This is a genomic window from Pseudomonas sp. HC1(2025) (assembly GCF_058742075.1).
Genome location: NZ_CP196017.1, coordinates 5,404,437 through 5,422,928, shown reverse-complemented (window position 1 = coordinate 5,422,928; position 18,492 = coordinate 5,404,437). Strand labels below are relative to the sequence as shown.

Sequence of the window (18,492 nt, the reverse complement as noted above, 5' to 3'; positions counted from 1 at the left end):
AGGGGGGGCCAGCCTAAAGCAGGCAGACGCCCATAAAAAAGCCCCGCAGGCGCGAGGCTTTTTACCGGGTGTTTCTGCTTACTTGAACAGACCGCCCAGGGCTTTCACGGTGTCGTTGCTGTCTGCCTTGGCCTGCTGCTTTTGCGAGGCTTCGTCGAGCTTGCCCTGGGACTCGCCGACTTTTTTGCAACCTTTGTTTACCTGATCCAGTGCAGCCTGCATGGCCTTCACTTTCAGGTCTTCGCCATTGGCTTTGGCGGCATCGACCTTGGCTTGCAGCTCCTGGCTCTGTTTTTCGCAGTTGCCGGTTGCGCCGCCCAACTGGGAAGTCAGGGCGCCAGTCAGGCCGCTCAGGTCAGCGGCTTGCACTGGCAGGGCGAACAGGCTGAACAGGACGGCGGCAGGGGCGAACTTGGAAATACGCATGAAAAACCTCAATGTTCGATTGCCTGCGCACTTGGCTGTCCCGAGCGGGCGCAATGCAATATCCAATGTGGTTGAGCGCTCGGGAGGGCGCGGATTCTAGTGGGCCATCATTTTGCCTGCAAGGTTTGGATCCAATAAATGTGAACTATTTGCCAGGTTCGCCGTCGCGTGCTCATCGGTGCCTGTAAAAAAGCGCAACAAAAAGCCCCGCCGGGAATACCCGGCGGGGCCTTGGGTGCTACGTGCTGCGATTACAGGCCGGCAGCGGTGCGCAGGTCGTCGGCGCGGTCGGTTTTTTCCCAGGTGAACGTGGTGAAGGTGTCGTCGCCGACGGTCTTCAGTTCAGGGGTACGGCCGAAGTGGCCGTAGGCCGCGGTTTCCTGGTACATCGGGTGCAGCAGGTCGAGCATGGTGGTGATTGCGTACGGACGCAGGTCGAAAATCTCACGCACCAGCTTGACGATCTTGTCGTCGCTGATCTTGCCGGTGCCGAAGGTGTTCAGCGAGATCGACGTAGGCTGGGCCACACCAATGGCGTAGGACACCTGAATCTCGCAGCGTTCGGCCAGCCCGGCGGCAACGATGTTCTTGGCCACATAACGACCGGCGTAGGCGGCCGAGCGGTCAACCTTGGATGGATCCTTGCCGGAGAACGCGCCACCGCCGTGACGGGCCATGCCGCCGTAGCTGTCGACGATGATCTTGCGACCGGTCAGGCCGCAGTCGCCTACCGGGCCACCAATGATGAACTGGCCGGTCGGGTTGATATGGAACTGGGTGTCCTTGGTCAGCAGCTCGGCAGGCAACACGTGCTTGACGATCAGCTCCATCACGCCTTCGCGCAGGTCTTTGTAGGAGACTTCCGGGTTGTGCTGGGTCGACAGCACCACGGCGTCGATGCCCACCACTTTGCCGCCTTCGTAACGGCAGGTCACCTGGGACTTGGCGTCCGGGCGCAACCAAGGCAGCAGGCCGGATTTACGGGCTTCGGCCTGGCGCTTGACCAACTGGTGGGAGAAGGTGATCGGCGCAGGCATCAGTACGTCGGTTTCGTTGCTGGCGTAGCCGAACATCAGGCCCTGGTCGCCGGCGCCCTGGTCTTCTGGCTTGGCACGGTCCACACCCTGGTTGATGTCGGGCGACTGCTTGCCGATGATGTTCATCACGCCGCAGGTCGCGCCGTCGAAGCCGACGTCGGAGCTGGTGTAGCCGATGTCGGTGATCACGTCACGGACGATCTGCTCCAGGTCGACCCAGGCCGACGTGGTGACTTCACCGGCGATGATCGCCACGCCCGTTTTCACCAGCGTCTCGCACGCCACGCGGGCGAACTTGTCTTCAGCAATGATGGCGTCCAGCACCGCATCAGAAATCTGGTCGGCGATTTTGTCCGGATGCCCTTCAGACACGGACTCGGAGGTGAAAAGGGAATATTCGCTCATCTCGATGTTTTCCTGATATTTACCGATGGTGAGTGTCGCCAGTTGGCCGCTGAAAGTGGCGGACCTGAATCTGGAAACCATTACGTAAGCCTACATAGAGGCTTTCCCCGGGAACGAGTCCCGCAGCGGTGGCCCAACGGGCCAGATCGTCCTGTTCAAACCCCAACCATAGATCACCGCAGGCCTCCCTGGCCCAACTCTGGTTGTGGCTGCATAAATCGGTTACCAAAAGACTGCCGCCCGGTTGCAGCAAACCGGCCATTTGTTTGAGGGCATCGGCCGGGGCGGCGAAATGGTGCAAGACCATGTTCAGCACCACGCAATCGGCTTGCAGCCCTACATCATTCAAGGCATCGGCCAGCCGCAGGCTGACGTTGCCCAAGTGCTCGCGTTCGCACAGCTGGCGCGCCAGTTCCAGCATGGCCGGGCTGTTGTCCAGCGCCGTCACCTGGTGGAAGCGGCGTGCCAGGTCTGGCAGGAACCCTCCATCGCCCGGGCCGACTTCCAGCGCCGTGGCAGCCTGGCTGAAGCCCAGTTTGTCGAGCAGCGCCAACACGCTTTCGCGGTATTGAGGCAGCCCGGCAATCAGGTCCTGCTGGGCGCGAAACTTGTCCGCCACCCGTGAGAAAAAGTCCTGGCTGGCGGCGGCGCGTTGCCCGTGGACCTGTGCGATCCGCGATTGGACGTCAGCCGGCAGGGCCAGGTTGTCCACTTCTTCGAGCAATGCAGCGTGCAGCTTGCCACCCAGCAAGTCGGTGTGGGGCAGGGCGCGACGGTAAAAAATCGCGTTGCCTTCACGGCGGGTGGCCACCAGGTCGGCCTGGGCCAGCACTTTCAGGTGATGGCTCATGCCGGACTGGCCAATGGCAAAGATCCGTGCCAGTTCCAATACGCCAAACGAGTCGTTGGCCAGGGCGCGCAGTACATTCAGGCGCAGCGGATCGCCGCCGGCCTTGCACAGGGCCGCCAGCTCATCGCAGTCGTCGGGGCGAATGGAAGGCGCAGGTAAGTTCATAAGGCCAGCAGTCTAGTGATGAGGTCAAATCCTCGCAAGGCCAATATCAAAAAGTTTTGATATTGGTCGATAATCGGTGGTTATAAGCAGGCGCTATAACCTTTAGACGAACGGCGGGAAGTGTTCTTGCTGCCAATGCAGTCCAAACCACAGGAAAAACCTACATATGTCGGTATCTGTCATTGCCCCTAAGGCCTTGGCTGAGGGAAAATGCCGGTCCTTTTTTCCGTTTCTTTTATTCACTCTCGATTCAATATCCTCAGGAGATCAGCGATGCCCAGCCGTCGTGAGCGTGCCAACGCCATTCGTGCCCTCAGCATGGATGCCGTGCAAAAAGCCAACAGCGGCCATCCCGGTGCCCCGATGGGCATGGCGGATATCGCCGAGGTACTTTGGCGTGATTACCTGAAACACAACCCGAGCAACCCCTCGTTCGCCGACCGTGACCGCTTCGTGCTGTCCAACGGCCATGGCTCGATGTTGATCTATTCGTTGCTGCACCTGACCGGCTACGACCTGTCCATCGACGACCTCAAGCAGTTCCGCCAACTGCACAGCCGCACCCCGGGCCACCCGGAATTCGGCTACACCCCTGGCGTCGAGACCACCACCGGTCCCCTGGGCCAAGGCCTGGCCAACGCCGTGGGCTTCGCCCTGGCCGAAAAAGTCCTGGCGGCGCAGTTCAACCGTCCAGGCCATAACGTTGTCGACCACCACACCTATGTGTTCCTGGGTGATGGCTGCATGATGGAAGGCATTTCCCACGAAGTCAGTTCCCTGGCAGGTACCCTGGGCCTGGGCAAGCTGATTGCTTTCTACGATGACAACGGCATCTCCATCGATGGCGAAGTCGAAGGCTGGTTCACCGACGACACGCCAAAGCGTTTCGAAGCCTACAACTGGCAGGTCATCCGCAATGTTGACGGCCACGATCCGGAAGAGATCAAGACGGCCATCGAAACGGCGCGCAAAAGCGAGCAGCCGACGCTGATCTGCTGCAAGACCACCATTGGCTTCGGTTCGCCGAACAAGCAAGGCAAGGAAGACTGCCACGGCGCCCCACTGGGTGACGCGGAAATCGCCCTGACCCGCGAAGCGCTGAAGTGGAACTACGGCCCGTTCGAAATCCCGGCTGATATCTACGCCGAGTGGGACGCCAAGGAAGCCGGCCGCGCCGCTGAAGCCGAGTGGGACCAGCGTTTTGAAGCCTACGCCGCCCAATTCCCGGCATTGGCCAATGAGCTGATGAGCCGCCTCAATGGCGACCTGCCGCTGGACTTCTCGGCCAAGGCCGACGAGTACATCGCAGAAGTGGCTGCCAAAGGCGAAACCATCGCCAGCCGCAAAGCCAGCCAGAACGCGCTGAATGCCTATGGCCCACTGCTGCCTGAACTGCTTGGCGGTTCGGCTGACCTGGCCGGTTCCAACCTGACCCTGTGGAAAGGTTGCAAAGGTGTCTCGGCTGAAGACGCCAGCGGCAACTACATGTACTACGGCGTGCGCGAGTTCGGCATGAGCGCCATCATGAACGGCGTTGCCCTGCACGGCGGCCTGGTGCCTTACGGCGCGACCTTCCTGATGTTCATGGAATACGCACGCAATGCCGTACGCATGGCGGCGCTGATGAAGAAGCGCGTGATCCACGTGTACACCCACGACTCCATCGGCCTGGGCGAAGACGGCCCGACGCACCAGCCGGTCGAGCAACTGACCAGCCTGCGTACCACGCCGAACCTGGATTGCTGGCGCCCAGCCGACGCAGTGGAATCGGCCGTGGCCTGGAAGCACGCGATCGAGCGCAAGGACGGCCCTTCGGCGCTGATCTTCTCCCGCCAGAACCTGCAGCACCAGGCGCGTACCGACGCGCAGATCGCCGCTATCAGCCGTGGTGGCTACGTGCTCAAGGACTGCATCGGCGAGCCGGAGCTGATCCTGATCTCCACCGGTTCCGAAGTGGGCCTGACCGTTCAGGCCTACGACAAGCTGACTGCCCAAGGCCGTAACGTGCGCGTTGTGTCCATGCCGTGCACCAGCGTGTTCGAAGCCCAGGACGCGGACTACAAGCAATCGGTCCTGCCGTTGCAGGTCAGCGCGCGTATCGCCATTGAAGCGGCGCACGCCGACTACTGGTACAAGTACGTGGGCCTGGAAGGTCGCGTGATCGGCATGACTACCTATGGTGAGTCGGCGCCGGCGCCAGCGTTGTTCGAAGAGTTCGGTTTCACCCTGGAAAACATCCTGGGTCAGGCTGAAGAGCTGCTGGAAGACTAAGTCAGTCTGCGTTGTCTGTACTGGCGCCATCGCGGGCAAGCCCGCTCCCACATTTGGATCGCGGTCTAATGTGGGAGCGGGCTTGCCCGCGATAGCGATGGAACATATTGATCGAGAACCCCATGCCTGAACCCCGTCCCTACAAAGTTGCACTCAACGGCTACGGCCGGATTGGTCGTTGCGTCTTGCGTGCGCTGTTCGAGCGAGGGGCGGCGGCCGGGTTTGAAATTGTCGCAATCAACGATCTGGCCGACATGGCCAGCATCGAATACCTGACACGCTTCGACTCCACCCACGGCCGGTTCCCCGGCGAAGTGCGGATCGACGGCGATTGTCTGCATATCAATGGCAACTGCGTGAAAGTTTTGCGCAGTGCCACGCCCGAGGGCATCGACTGGGCGGCGCTGGGCGTCGACCTGGTACTGGAATGCTCCGGTGCCTACCACACCCGTGCCGATGGCCAGCGATTCCTCGACGCCGGTGCGCCGCGCGTGCTGTTTTCCCAGCCGATGGCCAGCGAGGCGGATGTCGACGCCACCATCGTCTACGGCGTCAACCAGGACTGCCTGACCGGTGACGAGTTGCTGGTGTCCAACGCCTCCTGCACCACCAACTGCGGCGTGCCGCTGTTGCGTCTGCTGGACCAGGCGATTGGCCTGGAATATGTGTCGATCACCACCATTCACTCGGCGATGAACGACCAGCCGGTGATCGACGCCTACCACCATGAAGACCTGCGCCGCACCCGTTCGGCGTTCCAGTCGGTGATTCCGGTGTCCACCGGCCTGGCCCGCGGTATCGAACGCCTGCTGCCGGAACTTGCCGGGCGAATCCAGGCCAAAGCAGTGCGCGTGCCGACGGTGAACGTGTCGTGCCTGGATATCACCATGCAAACCGTCAGCGACACCGACGCCGGCGAGGTCAACCGGATCTTGCGCGACGCCGCCACCAGCGGCCCGCTCAAAGGCCTGTTGGCCTATACCGAGTTGCCCCACGCCAGTTGTGATTTCAACCATGACCCGCATTCGGCCATCGTCGATGCCAGCCAGACCCGTGTTTCCGGCCCGAGGCTGGTGAACATCCTGGCCTGGTTCGATAACGAATGGGGCTTTGCCAACCGCATGCTGGATGTTGCGGAACATTATCTGCACATCGCTTCTGCAAAATCAGCCTTTCAAAATCAAGCAATTCAGGAACTGCGACCATGACCGTGTTGAAGATGACCGACCTCGATCTGCAAGGTAAGCGCGTACTGATCCGCGAAGACCTCAACGTCCCAGTCAAGGACGGTGTGGTCACCAGCGATGCGCGCATCCTTGCCTCGCTGCCGACCATCAAGCTGGCCCTGGAAAAAGGCGCGGCCGTAATGGTCTGCTCCCACCTGGGTCGTCCGACCGAAGGTGAGTTCTCCGCCGAAAATAGCCTCAAGCCTGTAGCCGATTACCTGAGCAAGGCCCTGGGCCGCGAAGTGCCGCTGGTGGCTGATTACCTGGGCGGCGTCGACGTCAAGGCCGGCGACATCGTGCTGTTCGAAAACGTGCGCTTCAACAAGGGCGAGAAAAAGAACAGCGACGAACTGGCCCAGCAATATGCTGCGCTGTGTGACGTGTTCGTGATGGATGCGTTCGGCACCGCGCACCGCGCGGAGGGTTCGACCCATGGCGTAGCCAAGTTCGCCAAGGTGGCCGCTGCTGGCCCGTTGCTGGCTGCCGAGCTGGACGCACTGGGCAAGGCCCTGGGCGCACCGGCCCAGCCAATGGCCGCCATCGTGGCGGGCTCCAAGGTGTCGACCAAGCTGGACGTGCTCAACAGCCTGAGCCAGATCTGCAACCAGTTGATCGTTGGCGGCGGCATTGCCAACACCTTCCTGGCGGCTGCTGGCCATCCGGTAGGCAAATCCCTGTACGAGCCGGACCTGCTGGACACTGCCCGCGCCATCGCGGCCAAGGTCAGCGTGCCACTGCCGGTGGACGTGGTAGTGGCCAAGGAATTCGCTGAAAGCGCCGAAGCGACCGTCAAGCTGATCGCCGACGTGGCGGCAGACGACATGATCCTGGACATCGGCCCACAAACTGCTGCGAACTTCGCTGAGCTGCTGAAAGCCTCCCGGACTATCCTGTGGAACGGCCCGGTGGGTGTGTTCGAGTTCGACCAGTTCGGCAACGGCACCAAAGTGCTGGCCAAGGCAATTGCCGAAAGTTCGGCATTCTCCATTGCCGGCGGTGGCGACACCCTGGCGGCCATCGATAAATATGGCGTTGCTGAGCAGATCTCCTACATTTCTACCGGTGGTGGCGCGTTCCTTGAGTTCGTCGAAGGCAAGGTGCTGCCAGCCGTTGAAGTGCTGGAAAGTCGAGCCAAGGGCTGAGGCCTGCGGTCTGGAAAAGGAGCATTCCCATGATCAAGCCATTCGCGCTGGTGATTGCAGCAGGCCTGTTGGCCGGCTGCGGCAGCGCGCCCAAGGCGCCGCCAGAGGCACCGGGGGCTGCGCCGCACAAGGGCTGCTACCAGGCCGACTGGCAGGCTGAAACCATGCCGGTGATCAGCAAGCGCATAGGGCCCGACGGGCTGGAGAAATACGACTCCCCGCCCAAAGGTAAGGAACAGGGTTGCCCTTGATGGGTCTGATTCACTAACCGACAGCAGTGGCGGCCCCAGGCCGCCGTTCGAGGATTGGCAATGAAAGGCGTTATCGCCCTGGCAGCACTGGCTCTACTGGCCGGTTGTGCCAACCTGAACATGTTCAACAAGGCACAACCGCAGCAAGCACCATGGACCACCTGGGTATGCGACAGCCAGGCCCAGGTGAACTGGCGGTTTGTCGATACCGACCACAAGCAGGTGGATGTGCGCCTCGGCGGCTCCGACCAGGTCTATCGCCTCAAGGAAGACGTGGCGGCCTCCGGCGCGCTGTACAGCAATGAACGGCTGGCGTTTCACACCAAAGGTGAGGAAGGCCTGGTTTACTGGGTGGCCACCGATGATTTGATCGGCCGGGGCTGCAAGGCCCAATAGAAAGAACACGGTCTCAACATAAATGATATCCAAATGTGGGAGCGGGCTTGCCCGCGAAAGCGGTGGCGCAGTTGGCGAATTCGGTGTCTGGCACACCGCGATCGCAGGCAAGCCAGCTCCCACATGATTCGGTTCCAGATTGGAATTTGGGTCAGCCCCAGTAGCAATAACGATTCAGCAGGCCAAGGCTCAACGCCTTGATCTGCAATAACTTGAATAGCAGCCGCCGCTACGGCAGGCTTGCACGATTAACGACCCTCGACCGGGAGAGACAACACAATGGCACTTATCAGCATGCGTCAAATGCTGGACCACGCAGCCGAGTTCGGCTACGGCGTCCCAGCCTTTAACGTCAACAACCTTGAGCAGATGCGCGCCATCATGGAAGCCGCTGACAAGACCGACTCCCCAGTGATCGTCCAGGCTTCGGCCGGTGCCCGCAAATACGCCGGTGCGCCGTTCCTGCGTCACCTGATCCTTGCGGCAATCGAAGAATTCCCACACATCCCGGTGTGCATGCACCAGGACCACGGCACCAGCCCTGACGTGTGCCAGCGCTCGATCCAACTGGGCTTCAGCTCGGTAATGATGGACGGCTCCCTCGGTGAAGACGGCAAGACCCCGACCGACTACGACTACAACGTGCGTGTCACCCAACAAACCGTCGCCCTGGCTCACGCCTGCGGTGTGTCGGTAGAAGGTGAGCTGGGCTGCCTGGGTTCCCTGGAAACCGGCATGGCCGGTGAAGAAGACGGCATCGGCGCCGAAGGCGTGCTGGATCACAGCCAGATGCTGACCGACCCCGAAGAAGCCGCTGACTTCGTCAAGCGCACCCAGGTCGATGCCCTGGCCATCGCCATCGGCACCAGCCATGGCGCCTACAAGTTCACCAAGCCACCGACTGGCGACGTACTGGCCATCGACCGCATCAAGGAAATCCACAAACGCATCCCCAACACCCACCTGGTGATGCACGGTTCTTCCTCGGTACCGCAAGAGTGGCTGGCGATCATCAACCAGTACGGCGGCGACATCAAAGAAACCTACGGCGTACCGGTTGAAGAAATCGTCGAAGGCATCAAGCACGGCGTGCGCAAGGTCAACATCGACACCGACCTGCGCCTGGCTTCCACCGGTGCGATGCGTCGCCTGATGGCCACCAACCCGAGCGAGTTCGACCCGCGTAAGTTCTTCGGTGCCACTGTGACTGCGATGCGTGATGTATGTATCGCGCGTTACGAAGCGTTCGGTACTGCCGGTAATGCTTCGAAGATCAAGCCTGTGTCGTTGGAAGCGATGTACCAGCGGTACTTGAAAGGTGAGTTGAACGCCAAGGTTAACTAAGCTTCAGGTGTTAATAAAAAACCCGCCTCTTCAGGCTGTGTGAAAACGCAGCCTGATTCCTGCGGGTTTTTTATAGATGCGTGAAACACCTGGCAACGCAAGGCGAAACCGCAGCAAAATCATTCTTTTCGCAACCATCCTGATTTCAACTTGCTTTTATTGCTCGCCTTCACATTTTTTTCAAAATCATCCAAGGAATATGCAGCACCACTTCCTCGTTTATAAGTACCGGCTCTTAATTGCGACAAGACCCCAGATGCCAGTTCCTCATAATTAGCGGCGCCTGTAACGCCTGGAAACTCGTCTCCACCGCGATGCCCGACTATATAACTGATTCTTTGAGCATCTGAGATGGTTTCTTCAAAGAAGTAATGATGATTAGTAAATTCAGCCCATTGTTGGTCATGCTGCTGAAGCACTTGTGTCTCTTCATAAGATAAAGGGTCTTCCGGTGTCCAACCCCCAAGAGATATAAAAAGTTTCTTTGTCGAGTCTTCAGGATTTTTAAGAAAGTCCCGGTGAGCCAAAGCCCTTGCAGTTGCAGTGCCTACATGTGGTGCTTGTACAAAATTATATTCCATGACTTTAAACCTCACCTAAATGTTAGCGAAATAAACACACTTTGTGGCTCATCCTTAATCACCAAAGACCACACAACAAAAATAAACCAACAAAAACCAAGTTAAACCTGTCAAAAGCTGCAGTCTTTAGACTCTTTCGCTATTGAGGATAAAATGGAAGAATATCGATAATGGGGACAGATCTATTTAACTAACCCACCCTTATGGGGCGTCAGTACTCTATGGAATCTAACAGATCCGTCCCCTTTACCCTCTTTATCGTTATGGCTTGTTCACTTTTTTACGCAAGTAACATTAAGGGATGTTATGCCGTAAATTTTTTGGGCGGTGCCCGCCATTTCCGCTTTTACTTTTTTTTCTGCCTCACTTGCAGACGTTGCTTTGACAGTTGAAATTGGGTTGCCAGGTAACGATATATTGCATATGTATGTATCCTCCTGTGCATGGGCTGGAGCAGACACCGCTAGGGTGCAAGCAAGGAAAGCTGCCGGGGTGAGGTTTTTTCCTGAATTTAATAACTTCGTAAGGATTGAGTTTTTCATGATTTTTCTCATCTGGATTGATCTGAGTCCTTAAGGTAGTTTTTTTTTATAACTGTCTCTACTGTGAAATCTCACAGTATTGGTGGCTTTTTTATATTTTTTCGTGATTGCACTTGTGGTTAATAAGATCTGTTTGTTATGGCTGCGCTGGACCATCTGATGCGGGTTTTTAGGCAATGCAACTCTGGCCAGATTGGGCATCGATCCTCCCACGCCCGTGTAATCGGGTAGACGTATAGCAGTAAAAATGGTGCCAAAAAAGATCCGTCCCCTTTATCCTCAATGGAAAAAGCCCGCAGCGACGCGGGCTTTTTTGTAGCGATGTTTGAGCAAGCTTCCTTCGGTTGCTTTTATAGTGCTCAGAGGGATGCTTCTTATCGGACGTCTACATAATAGTAAGGCGTGTATCGACCGATGGTTGTATCGTAGATCGTCAAGTCTTGTCGTGTGCCTGAAGGTACACCTGCAAATGTTCCAGCAAAACTACCATCATAACTTGAGGTCATTTGCCCATAGAGATATCCGGTGTTGGCTTGCTGTACGTTTAGAACAGTATTTGGTGCTGCGCCTGTACCACCGACGGTAATGGTCCCGGTTGAAGTGCTTTGTGCATAGTTGATTGAAATGGTCATTGCATATTCCTTTATTAAATAAAGTTGGTGGGTGAATTAGATAAATCCCGGTTTCCAGCTTCACCCTTCCTGGGTGGTGCGAGGAGAATGATAGGGGCGTTAACTGTTGCTTTCATCTGTAAGAAATGACAGTTTTTTAGATTTTTTTGGAATGGTTGTTATTAGGAAATGTAAGTTGTGTGAGAGCGGTAAATTTGAAGTGGTATTTAAAATTAATAACAGGGTTAACTAAGCTTTAGGTATTAATAAAAAACCCGCAGAGATGCGGGTTTTTTGTGGGCAGGATTTGAAAGTATCAACCCACAGGGTTGCTGTAGTTTATTGATCGACAAGAACCTTGGGATTGGAATTACCCCACACCGTATAAAGGTCCGCCAACAACGCCCCGTTAATATCCTCTACCTCCGCCTGGGTCGTCTGCACATTCCCCTGCTTGCCAAACAACACCACCTCATCGCCGCTCTTCACGGTCGGCACGTCCGTCACATCCACCATCAGCGTGTTCATCGACACCTTGCCCACCACCGGCACGCGATGGCCATTGATCAGCACGATGCCTTTGTTGGTGAACGCCCGGCGATAGCCGTCGGAATAGCCCACGGTGATGTTTGCCAGTTTCGAATCACGCGCCAGGGTGTAGGTGCGGTCATAGCCGACGGTGTTGCCCTTGGGGTAGCTGTTGACCGAGGCCACGTGGGACTTGAACTGCATCACCCGCTTGTATTCGGTAAACGACGGCACGGTGTCGCCGAACAGCAGGCCGCCAGGGCGCACCATGTCCAGGCGGGACTCGGGCACTTCCAGGGTGGCGAAGGAGTTGGCGGCGTGCAGGGTGATTTTGCTGCGGTCCAGTTGGGCGACGTTGATCAGCCAGTTGGCCTGCTCGTTGAAGGCCTTGAGGCCGGTGCGCACGTCGGCGGCGTCTTCGACGGCGAAGTGGGTCATGATCGCCTTCACCTCCAGGTTTGGCACCTTGGTGATGGCTACGGCGTCGCGGCGGCCCTGGGCGGTGGTCATTTCCACGCCGTTGCGGCTCATGCCACTGGAGTTCAGGCCCAGGTGCACCACCAGCGGGCGGCCGTGATGCTCGGCGATCAGGCTGGCGCGCACGGCGAAGTCGAGGTTGCCCACCAGCTCTTCGACGTTGTATGGCAGCGCCGCTTCCAGCTCGCTGAGGGCGGCGGTGCGCACGCGGATCAGTTGGCCCTTGAAGCCGCTTTCGCGTACCACGCGGGCTTCTTCATTACTGGCCACGCCCACGCAAGGCACGCCGAGCTTGATCACCGATGGCATCAGCAGGCCAATGCCGTGGCCGTAGGCGTCGGCCTTGAGCACGGCGCAGATTTTCGACTTATCGGCGAGGCTGGTTTGCAGGGTGCGGATGTTGTGTTCAAACGCGGCTTTGCTGATCTCAACCCAGGCGTTGCTGTCCTGGATATTGACCTGGGCCACCCCGTCGGTCATCGACAACGGCGGGGCCGCGAAGGCCGGGTTTTGCAGCAGAACCATGCCCATGGACAGGGCGAGTAGGGTGCGATTGAAGGGCATTGATGAGTCTCCATGACTTTCTTATAGGTAAGCATTGCGCGTGCGCGGCGCCATACTCGAATTGTCCTACAAGAAAGTCGAGACCCAGGGTCGCGGTTCTGTCCTAAAGCGTCGTGAGAATGATCAGACTGTCAGTTGTGATCGATATCCAGCTTGGCAAACGTCACTTTGCCGCCCTCTTTGCTGTCGCCACTGTTGTCTTGCACGTACACACCGGCCTTGAAGTACAACGGCTTTTTGCCCCAGGCCGCGCCGAGGCGTTCGTTCCATTGGCCGTTGGCGGCCTCGATGCTCAACAAGCCAGCCTTGTTCAGGTGAATGACGTAGGTGAAGTTGCGCCCCAGGGGCACATTCTCGGCCACGATAATTACCCGGCCCTTGCTGTCGTCCGGGCGCATGCGCACTTTGGCGACGATGTTGCCGGTCTGGGTTTTTTCCTTGTACTGGTATTCGACTTTGACCAGCGGTTTCTGGCTGTCATAGGCGTGAATCTGGCCGATCACGATCTTGCCCGAAGAGGGCACCTGGTTGATGGCCAGGGTGGCACGCAGGTAATTGTCGGCTTCGGGATAGGTCCAGTTGCGCAGCCGGCCGTCGGCATAGGTTTCCCGCAGTTCGCTGCGCGGGTAGATGGCGTTTTCGGTACGGGTACCGGTCACCGGGGACCAGAATTGCACGCTGCTGCCTTCGGCCTGGAAGTATTTGCCTTTGAAACCACTGAGCAGCTTGGGGGTGTCGATGGTGGCTGGCGGGGTGCCAACAGGGATGCTCAGGTTCCAGGTGGACAGATCAATCATGGGGTGCGCCTTTACTGTACGAAAGAAGGGTCAAAAGGCTTTGGCCCGTGGATTGGCGCGTTCTTTATAAGCGGGTGGTAACTGTTTGTTAACAAGTTTTAGGCGGTTTATTGGCGTCAATAGTCTGTCAAAAAGCCATCTTTCCCGTAGTCCGTGGGCTGTAGGCGCTGACCGTTAGTCGGTTGTGTGGCCTTTTGGCGCAATGATGGCATCGTCGCGCCTTCTGCTTTATTGGATCCAGGGCTAGAGTGACTCCACATTAAGTGTCCGGTTTTGTCGCAAAAATGACCGGAATGAACCCTCAAGGAAGAGATGCAGCATGGAATCCGTTCCAACCCCGGCCGACGGCTGTTCAGTGCTCCTGGTGGTCGATGACTACCCGGAAAACCTGATCAGCATGCGCGCGCTCCTGCAGCGCGACGACTGGCAGGTGGTGACGGCGGCTTCCGGCGAGGAAGCCCTGGGGCTGCTGCTCGAACGTGACGTCGACCTGGTGCTGCTGGATGTGCGAATGCCGGGCATGGACGGCTTCGAAGTGGCGCGCTTGATGCGCGGCAGCCAGCGCACCCGCATGACTCCGATCATTTTCTTGAGTGCCAATGAGCAATCGCCCGCCGCCGTGCTGGAAGGCTATGCCAGCGGTGCCATCGACTACCTGTTCAAGCCATTCGACCCGCAGATCCTCAAGCCCAAGGTCCAGGCCTTGCTGGAGCATCAGCGCAACCGACGGGCCTTGCAGCGCTTGAGTCATGACCTGGAACTGGCCCGTGCCTTCAATGCCTCGGTGCTCGACAACGCCGCCGAGGGCATCCTGGTGGTGGGCGAAGACGGGGTGATCAGCTACGCCAACCCGGCTATTTCGCGATTGCTCAATGCCACGGTGGATGAACTGCAAGGCCGGGCGTTCCTCGGCTACCTGCAAAAACCCCATATGCCCGACTGGTTCGGCTGCGAGCTTTACGCCGGCTACCTGCGCGGCGAAACCTGGCGCCTGCACGATGCGATCCTGCGTACCGCGCCCGGCCAGCAACTGCCGGTGGCGATGTCCTGTGCGCCCTTGCCCCGCGAGCAGAAGGCCATGGTGGTGACTGTGCAGGACATGTCGCAAGTACGGCACCTGCATCAGCAATTGGAGTCCCAGGCCGTCACCGACCCCCTCACCGGTCTGCTCAACCGGCGGGGTTTTTACCAGACCGTGGAGACGATCCTGCTGCGCAACGAGCGCAGCGAGCTGGCCACGGTGCTGCTGTACATGGACCTGGACGGCTTCAAGCGGGTCAATGATTCCGTGGGGCACGACGCCGGCGACCGGGTGCTGCGCTGGGTCTCGGAGCAGTTGGAGCTGTGCCTGCGCAGTTGCGACATTCTTGGCCGCCTTGGGGGGGATGAGTTTGTCGCGTTGCTGGAACTGCAATACCCGGAGCAGGCCGCCAAGCTCGCCGAACAACTGATCGAGCGAGTGTCGATCTGCCAGCAGGTAGACGGCCTGGAAGTGATGTTGGGGGTCAGTATCGGCATTGCCACTTTCCCCGATTGCGGGCGCGATCTCACTGGCCTGCTGCGCGCCGCCGACATCGCCATGTACGAAGCCAAGCGGGCAGGGCGCCAGCAATATCGCTATTACGATCAGGAAATGAACGGCCGGGCCCGCTCGCGCCTGATGCTAGAAAGCAGTGTGCGCGAGGCCATCGACAACAAGCAGGTGACGTTGGTGTACCAGCCCCAAGTGTCCCTGGTGGACGGGCACTTGCGCGGGGTCGAAGCCTTGTTGCGCTGGCAGCACCCCAGTGTTGGCGATGTGCCGCCCGGGTTGTTCCTGCCCTTGCTGGAAGAGGCGCGGTTGATTAGCCAGCTCAGCAGTTGGATCTACCACCAGGTGGCATTGGCGCGACAGGCCTGGGCCCCAGTCATGCGTGACGACTGGGTGCTCAGCGTGAGCCTGAGCAGCAGCCAGTTCAATATGCCCAACCTGGTGGCTCAACTGCAGCAGGCACTGGAGCGACATGGGCTGCACGGGCGACAACTGGAAGTGGAAATCGCCGAAGAAAGCCTGATGCACAACATTGAAGAGTCCATCAAGCAGCTCAAGCAGCTACGGCGCCTGGGCGTGCGCATAGCCTTGGATGACTTTGGTTCGGGCAACTGCTCCCTGGCGCATCTGCGTGACCTGGAGTTCGACACGCTCAAGCTCGACCCCGGCCTGGTCGCCCGCGTGCTCGGCTCGCCGCGGGAGGCGGCGCTGGCCCGCAGCATTATCGAGCTGTGCGGGCACTTCGGCTTGCTGGTGATCGCCGAAGGTGTGGAAACCCTTGAGCAATGCCACTGGCTGCAGGCCAATGGCTGCCAGTTTATCCAGGGACCGCTGGTGGCCCCGCCCCTGACGGCTGAGGATATTTGCCAGTGGCCGCAGCTTTTCGCGCTACGGGCAGGCCCTTGCTGAATTCGCTACACTGGCGGCCTCACGCCCCTGCCGTTCGAACCCATGACTGCGTTGAAATACCTCCAGGCCTATCCCGCCGCCCTGCAAGAGCAAGTGCGCCAAATGATCGCCAAGGATCAACTGGGCGACTACCTGCAACAGCGCTACCCCGAGCGTCATGGGGTGCAAAGTGACAAGGCGTTGTACAGCTACGCCCTGGCCCTGAAGCAGGAGCACCTGCGCAACGCGCCGGCCATCGACAAAGTGCTGTTCGACAACCGCCTGGACCTGACCCACCGCGCCCTGGGCCTGCACACCACGATCTCGCGGGTGCAGGGCGGCAATCTCAAGGCCAAGAAAGAGATCCGCATCGCCGCGTTGTTCAAGGACGCGGCGCCGCAGTTCCTGAAGATGATCGTTGTCCACGAACTGGCGCACTTCAAGGAATCGGACCACAACAAGGCGTTCTATAAACTTTGCGAATACATGTTGCCCGGCTACCACCAGGTGGAATTCGACCTGCGGGTGTACCTGACCTATCGCGACTTGCAAGGCGCGGCGCGGGATTGAATCGAGAGGAAGCGAGCATGGATGTCAGCAAGACCAAGAGCAGTTTCTACCGCCGCCTGTATGTGGCGTACCTGATCGATAGCCAATTGGCCAGCAGCGTCCCGGCGCTGACCGAGGTGACCGGCATGCCCCGGCGCACGGCGCAGGACACCATCGCCGCGTTGGCGGACCTGGATATCGTCTGTGAGTTCGAGCAGGAAGAGGGCGCCCGCAATCATGCCGGGCGCTATCGGATTCGCGACTGGGGGGCGATTGACCGCGGCTGGATCGAGCGCAACCTGGTGCAGGTCAAGCAGGTGTTGGGTTATCCCTGAAGTTGGGTTGGCAGGCCTGGCGCTATCGCGGGCAAGCCCGCTCCCACAGGCTGATTGCGCTCAAATGTGGGAGCGGGCTTGCCCGCGATGGCGTCCTCAGGCGCGCCGCATCCCAATATGCGGAATTTCATCCTCCAGGTATTCCTCCCCCTCGACCTTGAACCCGTATCTTGCGTAGTACCCCTGCAAATGCGCCTGGGCTGAGAGAAAGATCGGCGTCTGCGGCCAGATATCGTCGATCTGCTTGAGGGTTTCCTCCAGCATCTCGTGCCCCAGGCCGGTACCCCGTGCCGCCTCGGCCACCAGCACGCGGCCGATCACCACGTCGCCGCCGTGCAGCTCCGGGTCGAGCAGGCGCAGGTAGGCCACCAGTTGATTGTCCTGCCAGGCCATCAGGTGGTGGGTATCGCCCTCCAGGTCCTGGTCATCGATATCCTGGTAGACGCATTTCTGCTCGACCACAAACACCGCTGCCCGCAGACGCAAAATGGCGTAGAGCTGTTCCTTGCCCAGATCATTGTGGTGCTTGCAAACCCAATCGACAGTCATCGTTCCATCTCGCATAAAGACCTGCCTGGATAGTAATGCCCTGACCGGCGACTGTCTTGGGCGGTGGTGCAAACACCTGCAAAACCACGTTTTTTGTGAGTGACGTCAATTTGCCATCATTGAGTGCTTTCGCGGCCGGGTTCTTTGTGTAATCTGCGGTACACCGCGAGCGATAAGCTAAAGTCAGAACCTGGAAGGATTCCCGCCAGGCGTCATCGCCCGCAAGGAACTGCCCGCTGTGCAAGGACATTAAGCATGCTGCGATTGTCTCGTGCCGTTGCTTTGATCGTATTGCTGTTGCTGGCCCCCACGGTGGCCGCGGAACGCTTGCGCCTGGTGGCGGATGCGTGGCCGCCGTTTACCGATGCGACCCTGGTCAATGGAGGCCTGGCCACCGATATCGTCAGCACTGCCCTGGCGCGTGCCGGCTATGCCAGTGATTTCGAGCAGGTGCCTTGGGCGCGGGCGCTGATGGGGGTAGGCGACGGGCGTTATGACGTGTTGATCAATGCCTGGTACGACGAGGCGCGCACGCAGTTGGGGCAGTTTTCCGCCGAGTACCTGCTCAACCGCGTGCGTTTCATCAAGCGCCGCGACGATCCCATCGAGTTCCAGAACCTGCAGCAACTGCACGACTATCCCGTCGCCGTGGTACGCGGCTACGCCTATTCAGCCGAGTTCGATGCCGATCCCCAACTGCAAAAAGTCCCGGTGCATAACTTCGCCATGGCCGTGCGCATGCTCGCGGCCCGGCGGGTGCGGCTGACGGTCGAGGACGAGTATGTCGCGCGCTTTTACCTGGCGCGGGAATCACCCAGGGTGCGCAGTGCGGTGGAGTTTTTGCCCAAGCCCTTGAGTGAGAACAGCCTGCATATTCTGGTCAGCCTGAAAAACCCCAGGCATGAGCAGATTGTTGCCGGGTTTGATCGGGAGATTGCCCGGATGAAAGTTGATGGCAGTTATGCGCGACTGCTCAAACAGCATGGGATGTAGTGGTCTTCAGGGCCTCATCGCAGGCAAGCCAGCT

19 protein-coding genes are annotated in these 18,492 nt (G+C 58.9%); 10 read left to right on the top strand and 9 right to left on the bottom strand.

Annotated features, from left to right (window positions below; translation table 11 throughout):
* Positions 1–78 precede the first annotated feature (78 nt).
* The 3 genes from ACSSVH_RS24395 to ACSSVH_RS24385 all read right to left on the bottom strand — a co-directional run bounded on the left by ACSSVH_RS24395 (position 79) and on the right by ACSSVH_RS24385 (position 2,883).
* Positions 79–426, bottom strand: a complete 348-nt coding sequence (locus ACSSVH_RS24395; RefSeq protein ID WP_492633832.1) for a DUF1090 family protein — start codon at positions 424–426, stop codon at positions 79–81.
* A gap of 251 nt (positions 427–677) precedes the next feature.
* Positions 678–1,868 carry a methionine adenosyltransferase gene (metK, locus tag ACSSVH_RS24390; protein WP_170042170.1) on the bottom strand — a complete coding sequence of 397 codons (1,191 nt, stop codon included), beginning with the start codon at positions 1,866–1,868 and terminating at the stop codon, positions 678–680.
* A 19-nt stretch (positions 1,869–1,887) separates the two neighbouring features.
* Positions 1,888–2,883 carry an ArsR/SmtB family transcription factor gene (locus ACSSVH_RS24385; RefSeq protein ID WP_169953620.1) on the bottom strand — a complete coding sequence of 332 codons (996 nt, stop codon included), beginning with the start codon at positions 2,881–2,883 and terminating at the stop codon, positions 1,888–1,890.
* 273 nt (positions 2,884–3,156) lie between these two features.
* Between ACSSVH_RS24385 and tkt the strand changes: the two genes are divergently transcribed.
* The 6 genes from tkt to fba all read left to right on the top strand — a co-directional run bounded on the left by tkt (position 3,157) and on the right by fba (position 9,513).
* Complete coding sequence (gene tkt / locus ACSSVH_RS24380; RefSeq protein ID WP_169953622.1) at positions 3,157–5,154, top strand: transketolase; 1,998 nt, start codon at positions 3,157–3,159, stop codon at positions 5,152–5,154.
* Positions 5,155–5,276: 122 nt separating this feature from the next.
* The gene (gene epd / locus ACSSVH_RS24375; protein WP_169953624.1) at positions 5,277–6,362 is read left to right on the top strand and encodes an erythrose-4-phosphate dehydrogenase; all 1,086 of its coding nucleotides are present in this window, start codon (positions 5,277–5,279) and stop codon (positions 6,360–6,362) included.
* Positions 6,359–7,522, top strand: coding sequence for a phosphoglycerate kinase (locus ACSSVH_RS24370; RefSeq protein ID WP_057440234.1), 1,164 nt, complete (start codon positions 6,359–6,361; stop codon positions 7,520–7,522). The genes epd and ACSSVH_RS24370 overlap by 4 nt, the downstream gene beginning before the upstream one ends.
* Positions 7,523–7,551: 29 nt before the next feature.
* Positions 7,552–7,773, top strand: coding sequence for a hypothetical protein (locus ACSSVH_RS24365; RefSeq protein ID WP_169953628.1), 222 nt, complete (start codon positions 7,552–7,554; stop codon positions 7,771–7,773).
* A 60-nt stretch (positions 7,774–7,833) separates the two neighbouring features.
* Positions 7,834–8,169: an MliC family protein gene (locus tag ACSSVH_RS24360; protein ID WP_169953630.1), complete on the top strand. Its 336-nt coding sequence runs from the start codon at positions 7,834–7,836 to the stop codon at positions 8,167–8,169.
* A gap of 279 nt (positions 8,170–8,448) precedes the next feature.
* Complete coding sequence (fba, locus tag ACSSVH_RS24355; protein WP_029297347.1) at positions 8,449–9,513, top strand: class II fructose-bisphosphate aldolase; 1,065 nt, start codon at positions 8,449–8,451, stop codon at positions 9,511–9,513.
* A gap of 119 nt (positions 9,514–9,632) precedes the next feature.
* Here fba and ACSSVH_RS24350 read toward each other — a convergent pair whose 3' ends face one another.
* The 5 genes from ACSSVH_RS24350 to ACSSVH_RS24330 form a co-directional block, all read right to left on the bottom strand.
* Positions 9,633–10,094, bottom strand: a complete 462-nt coding sequence (locus ACSSVH_RS24350; RefSeq protein WP_170057599.1) for a hypothetical protein — start codon at positions 10,092–10,094, stop codon at positions 9,633–9,635.
* Between the two features lie 272 nt (positions 10,095–10,366).
* The gene (locus ACSSVH_RS24345) at positions 10,367–10,636 is read right to left on the bottom strand and encodes a hypothetical protein (protein ID WP_169953634.1); all 270 of its coding nucleotides are present in this window, start codon (positions 10,634–10,636) and stop codon (positions 10,367–10,369) included.
* Positions 10,637–11,010: 374 nt separating this feature from the next.
* Positions 11,011–11,268 carry a hypothetical protein gene (locus ACSSVH_RS24340; RefSeq protein WP_169953636.1) on the bottom strand — a complete coding sequence of 86 codons (258 nt, stop codon included), beginning with the start codon at positions 11,266–11,268 and terminating at the stop codon, positions 11,011–11,013.
* A gap of 318 nt (positions 11,269–11,586) precedes the next feature.
* Positions 11,587–12,816, bottom strand: coding sequence for an alanine racemase (gene alr / locus ACSSVH_RS24335; protein ID WP_492633831.1), 1,230 nt, complete (start codon positions 12,814–12,816; stop codon positions 11,587–11,589).
* Positions 12,817–12,947: 131 nt separating this feature from the next.
* Positions 12,948–13,613, bottom strand: coding sequence for a polysaccharide lyase family 7 protein (locus ACSSVH_RS24330; RefSeq protein WP_170042173.1), 666 nt, complete (start codon positions 13,611–13,613; stop codon positions 12,948–12,950).
* A 319-nt stretch (positions 13,614–13,932) separates the two neighbouring features.
* Here ACSSVH_RS24330 and ACSSVH_RS24325 point away from each other — a divergent pair, with 319 nt between their 5' ends.
* The 3 genes from ACSSVH_RS24325 to ACSSVH_RS24315 are packed head-to-tail and all read left to right on the top strand — an operon-like array spanning position 13,933 to position 16,916.
* Positions 13,933–16,053, top strand: coding sequence for a putative bifunctional diguanylate cyclase/phosphodiesterase (locus ACSSVH_RS24325; RefSeq protein WP_169953642.1), 2,121 nt, complete (start codon positions 13,933–13,935; stop codon positions 16,051–16,053).
* Between the two features lie 42 nt (positions 16,054–16,095).
* Positions 16,096–16,602, top strand: coding sequence for a M48 metallopeptidase family protein (locus tag ACSSVH_RS24320; RefSeq protein WP_169953644.1), 507 nt, complete (start codon positions 16,096–16,098; stop codon positions 16,600–16,602).
* A gap of 17 nt (positions 16,603–16,619) precedes the next feature.
* Positions 16,620–16,916: a winged helix-turn-helix domain-containing protein gene (locus ACSSVH_RS24315; protein WP_170042176.1), complete on the top strand. Its 297-nt coding sequence runs from the start codon at positions 16,620–16,622 to the stop codon at positions 16,914–16,916.
* A 96-nt stretch (positions 16,917–17,012) separates the two neighbouring features.
* On the opposite strand, the gene ACSSVH_RS24310 is transcribed toward ACSSVH_RS24315, so the two are convergent.
* Positions 17,013–17,465: a GNAT family N-acetyltransferase gene (locus ACSSVH_RS24310; RefSeq protein WP_169953647.1), complete on the bottom strand. Its 453-nt coding sequence runs from the start codon at positions 17,463–17,465 to the stop codon at positions 17,013–17,015.
* Positions 17,466–17,720: 255 nt separating this feature from the next.
* Here ACSSVH_RS24310 and ACSSVH_RS24305 point away from each other — a divergent pair, with 255 nt between their 5' ends.
* Positions 17,721–18,458, top strand: a complete 738-nt coding sequence (locus tag ACSSVH_RS24305) for a substrate-binding periplasmic protein (protein ID WP_492633830.1) — start codon at positions 17,721–17,723, stop codon at positions 18,456–18,458.
* Positions 18,459–18,492: the final 34 nt, after the last annotated feature.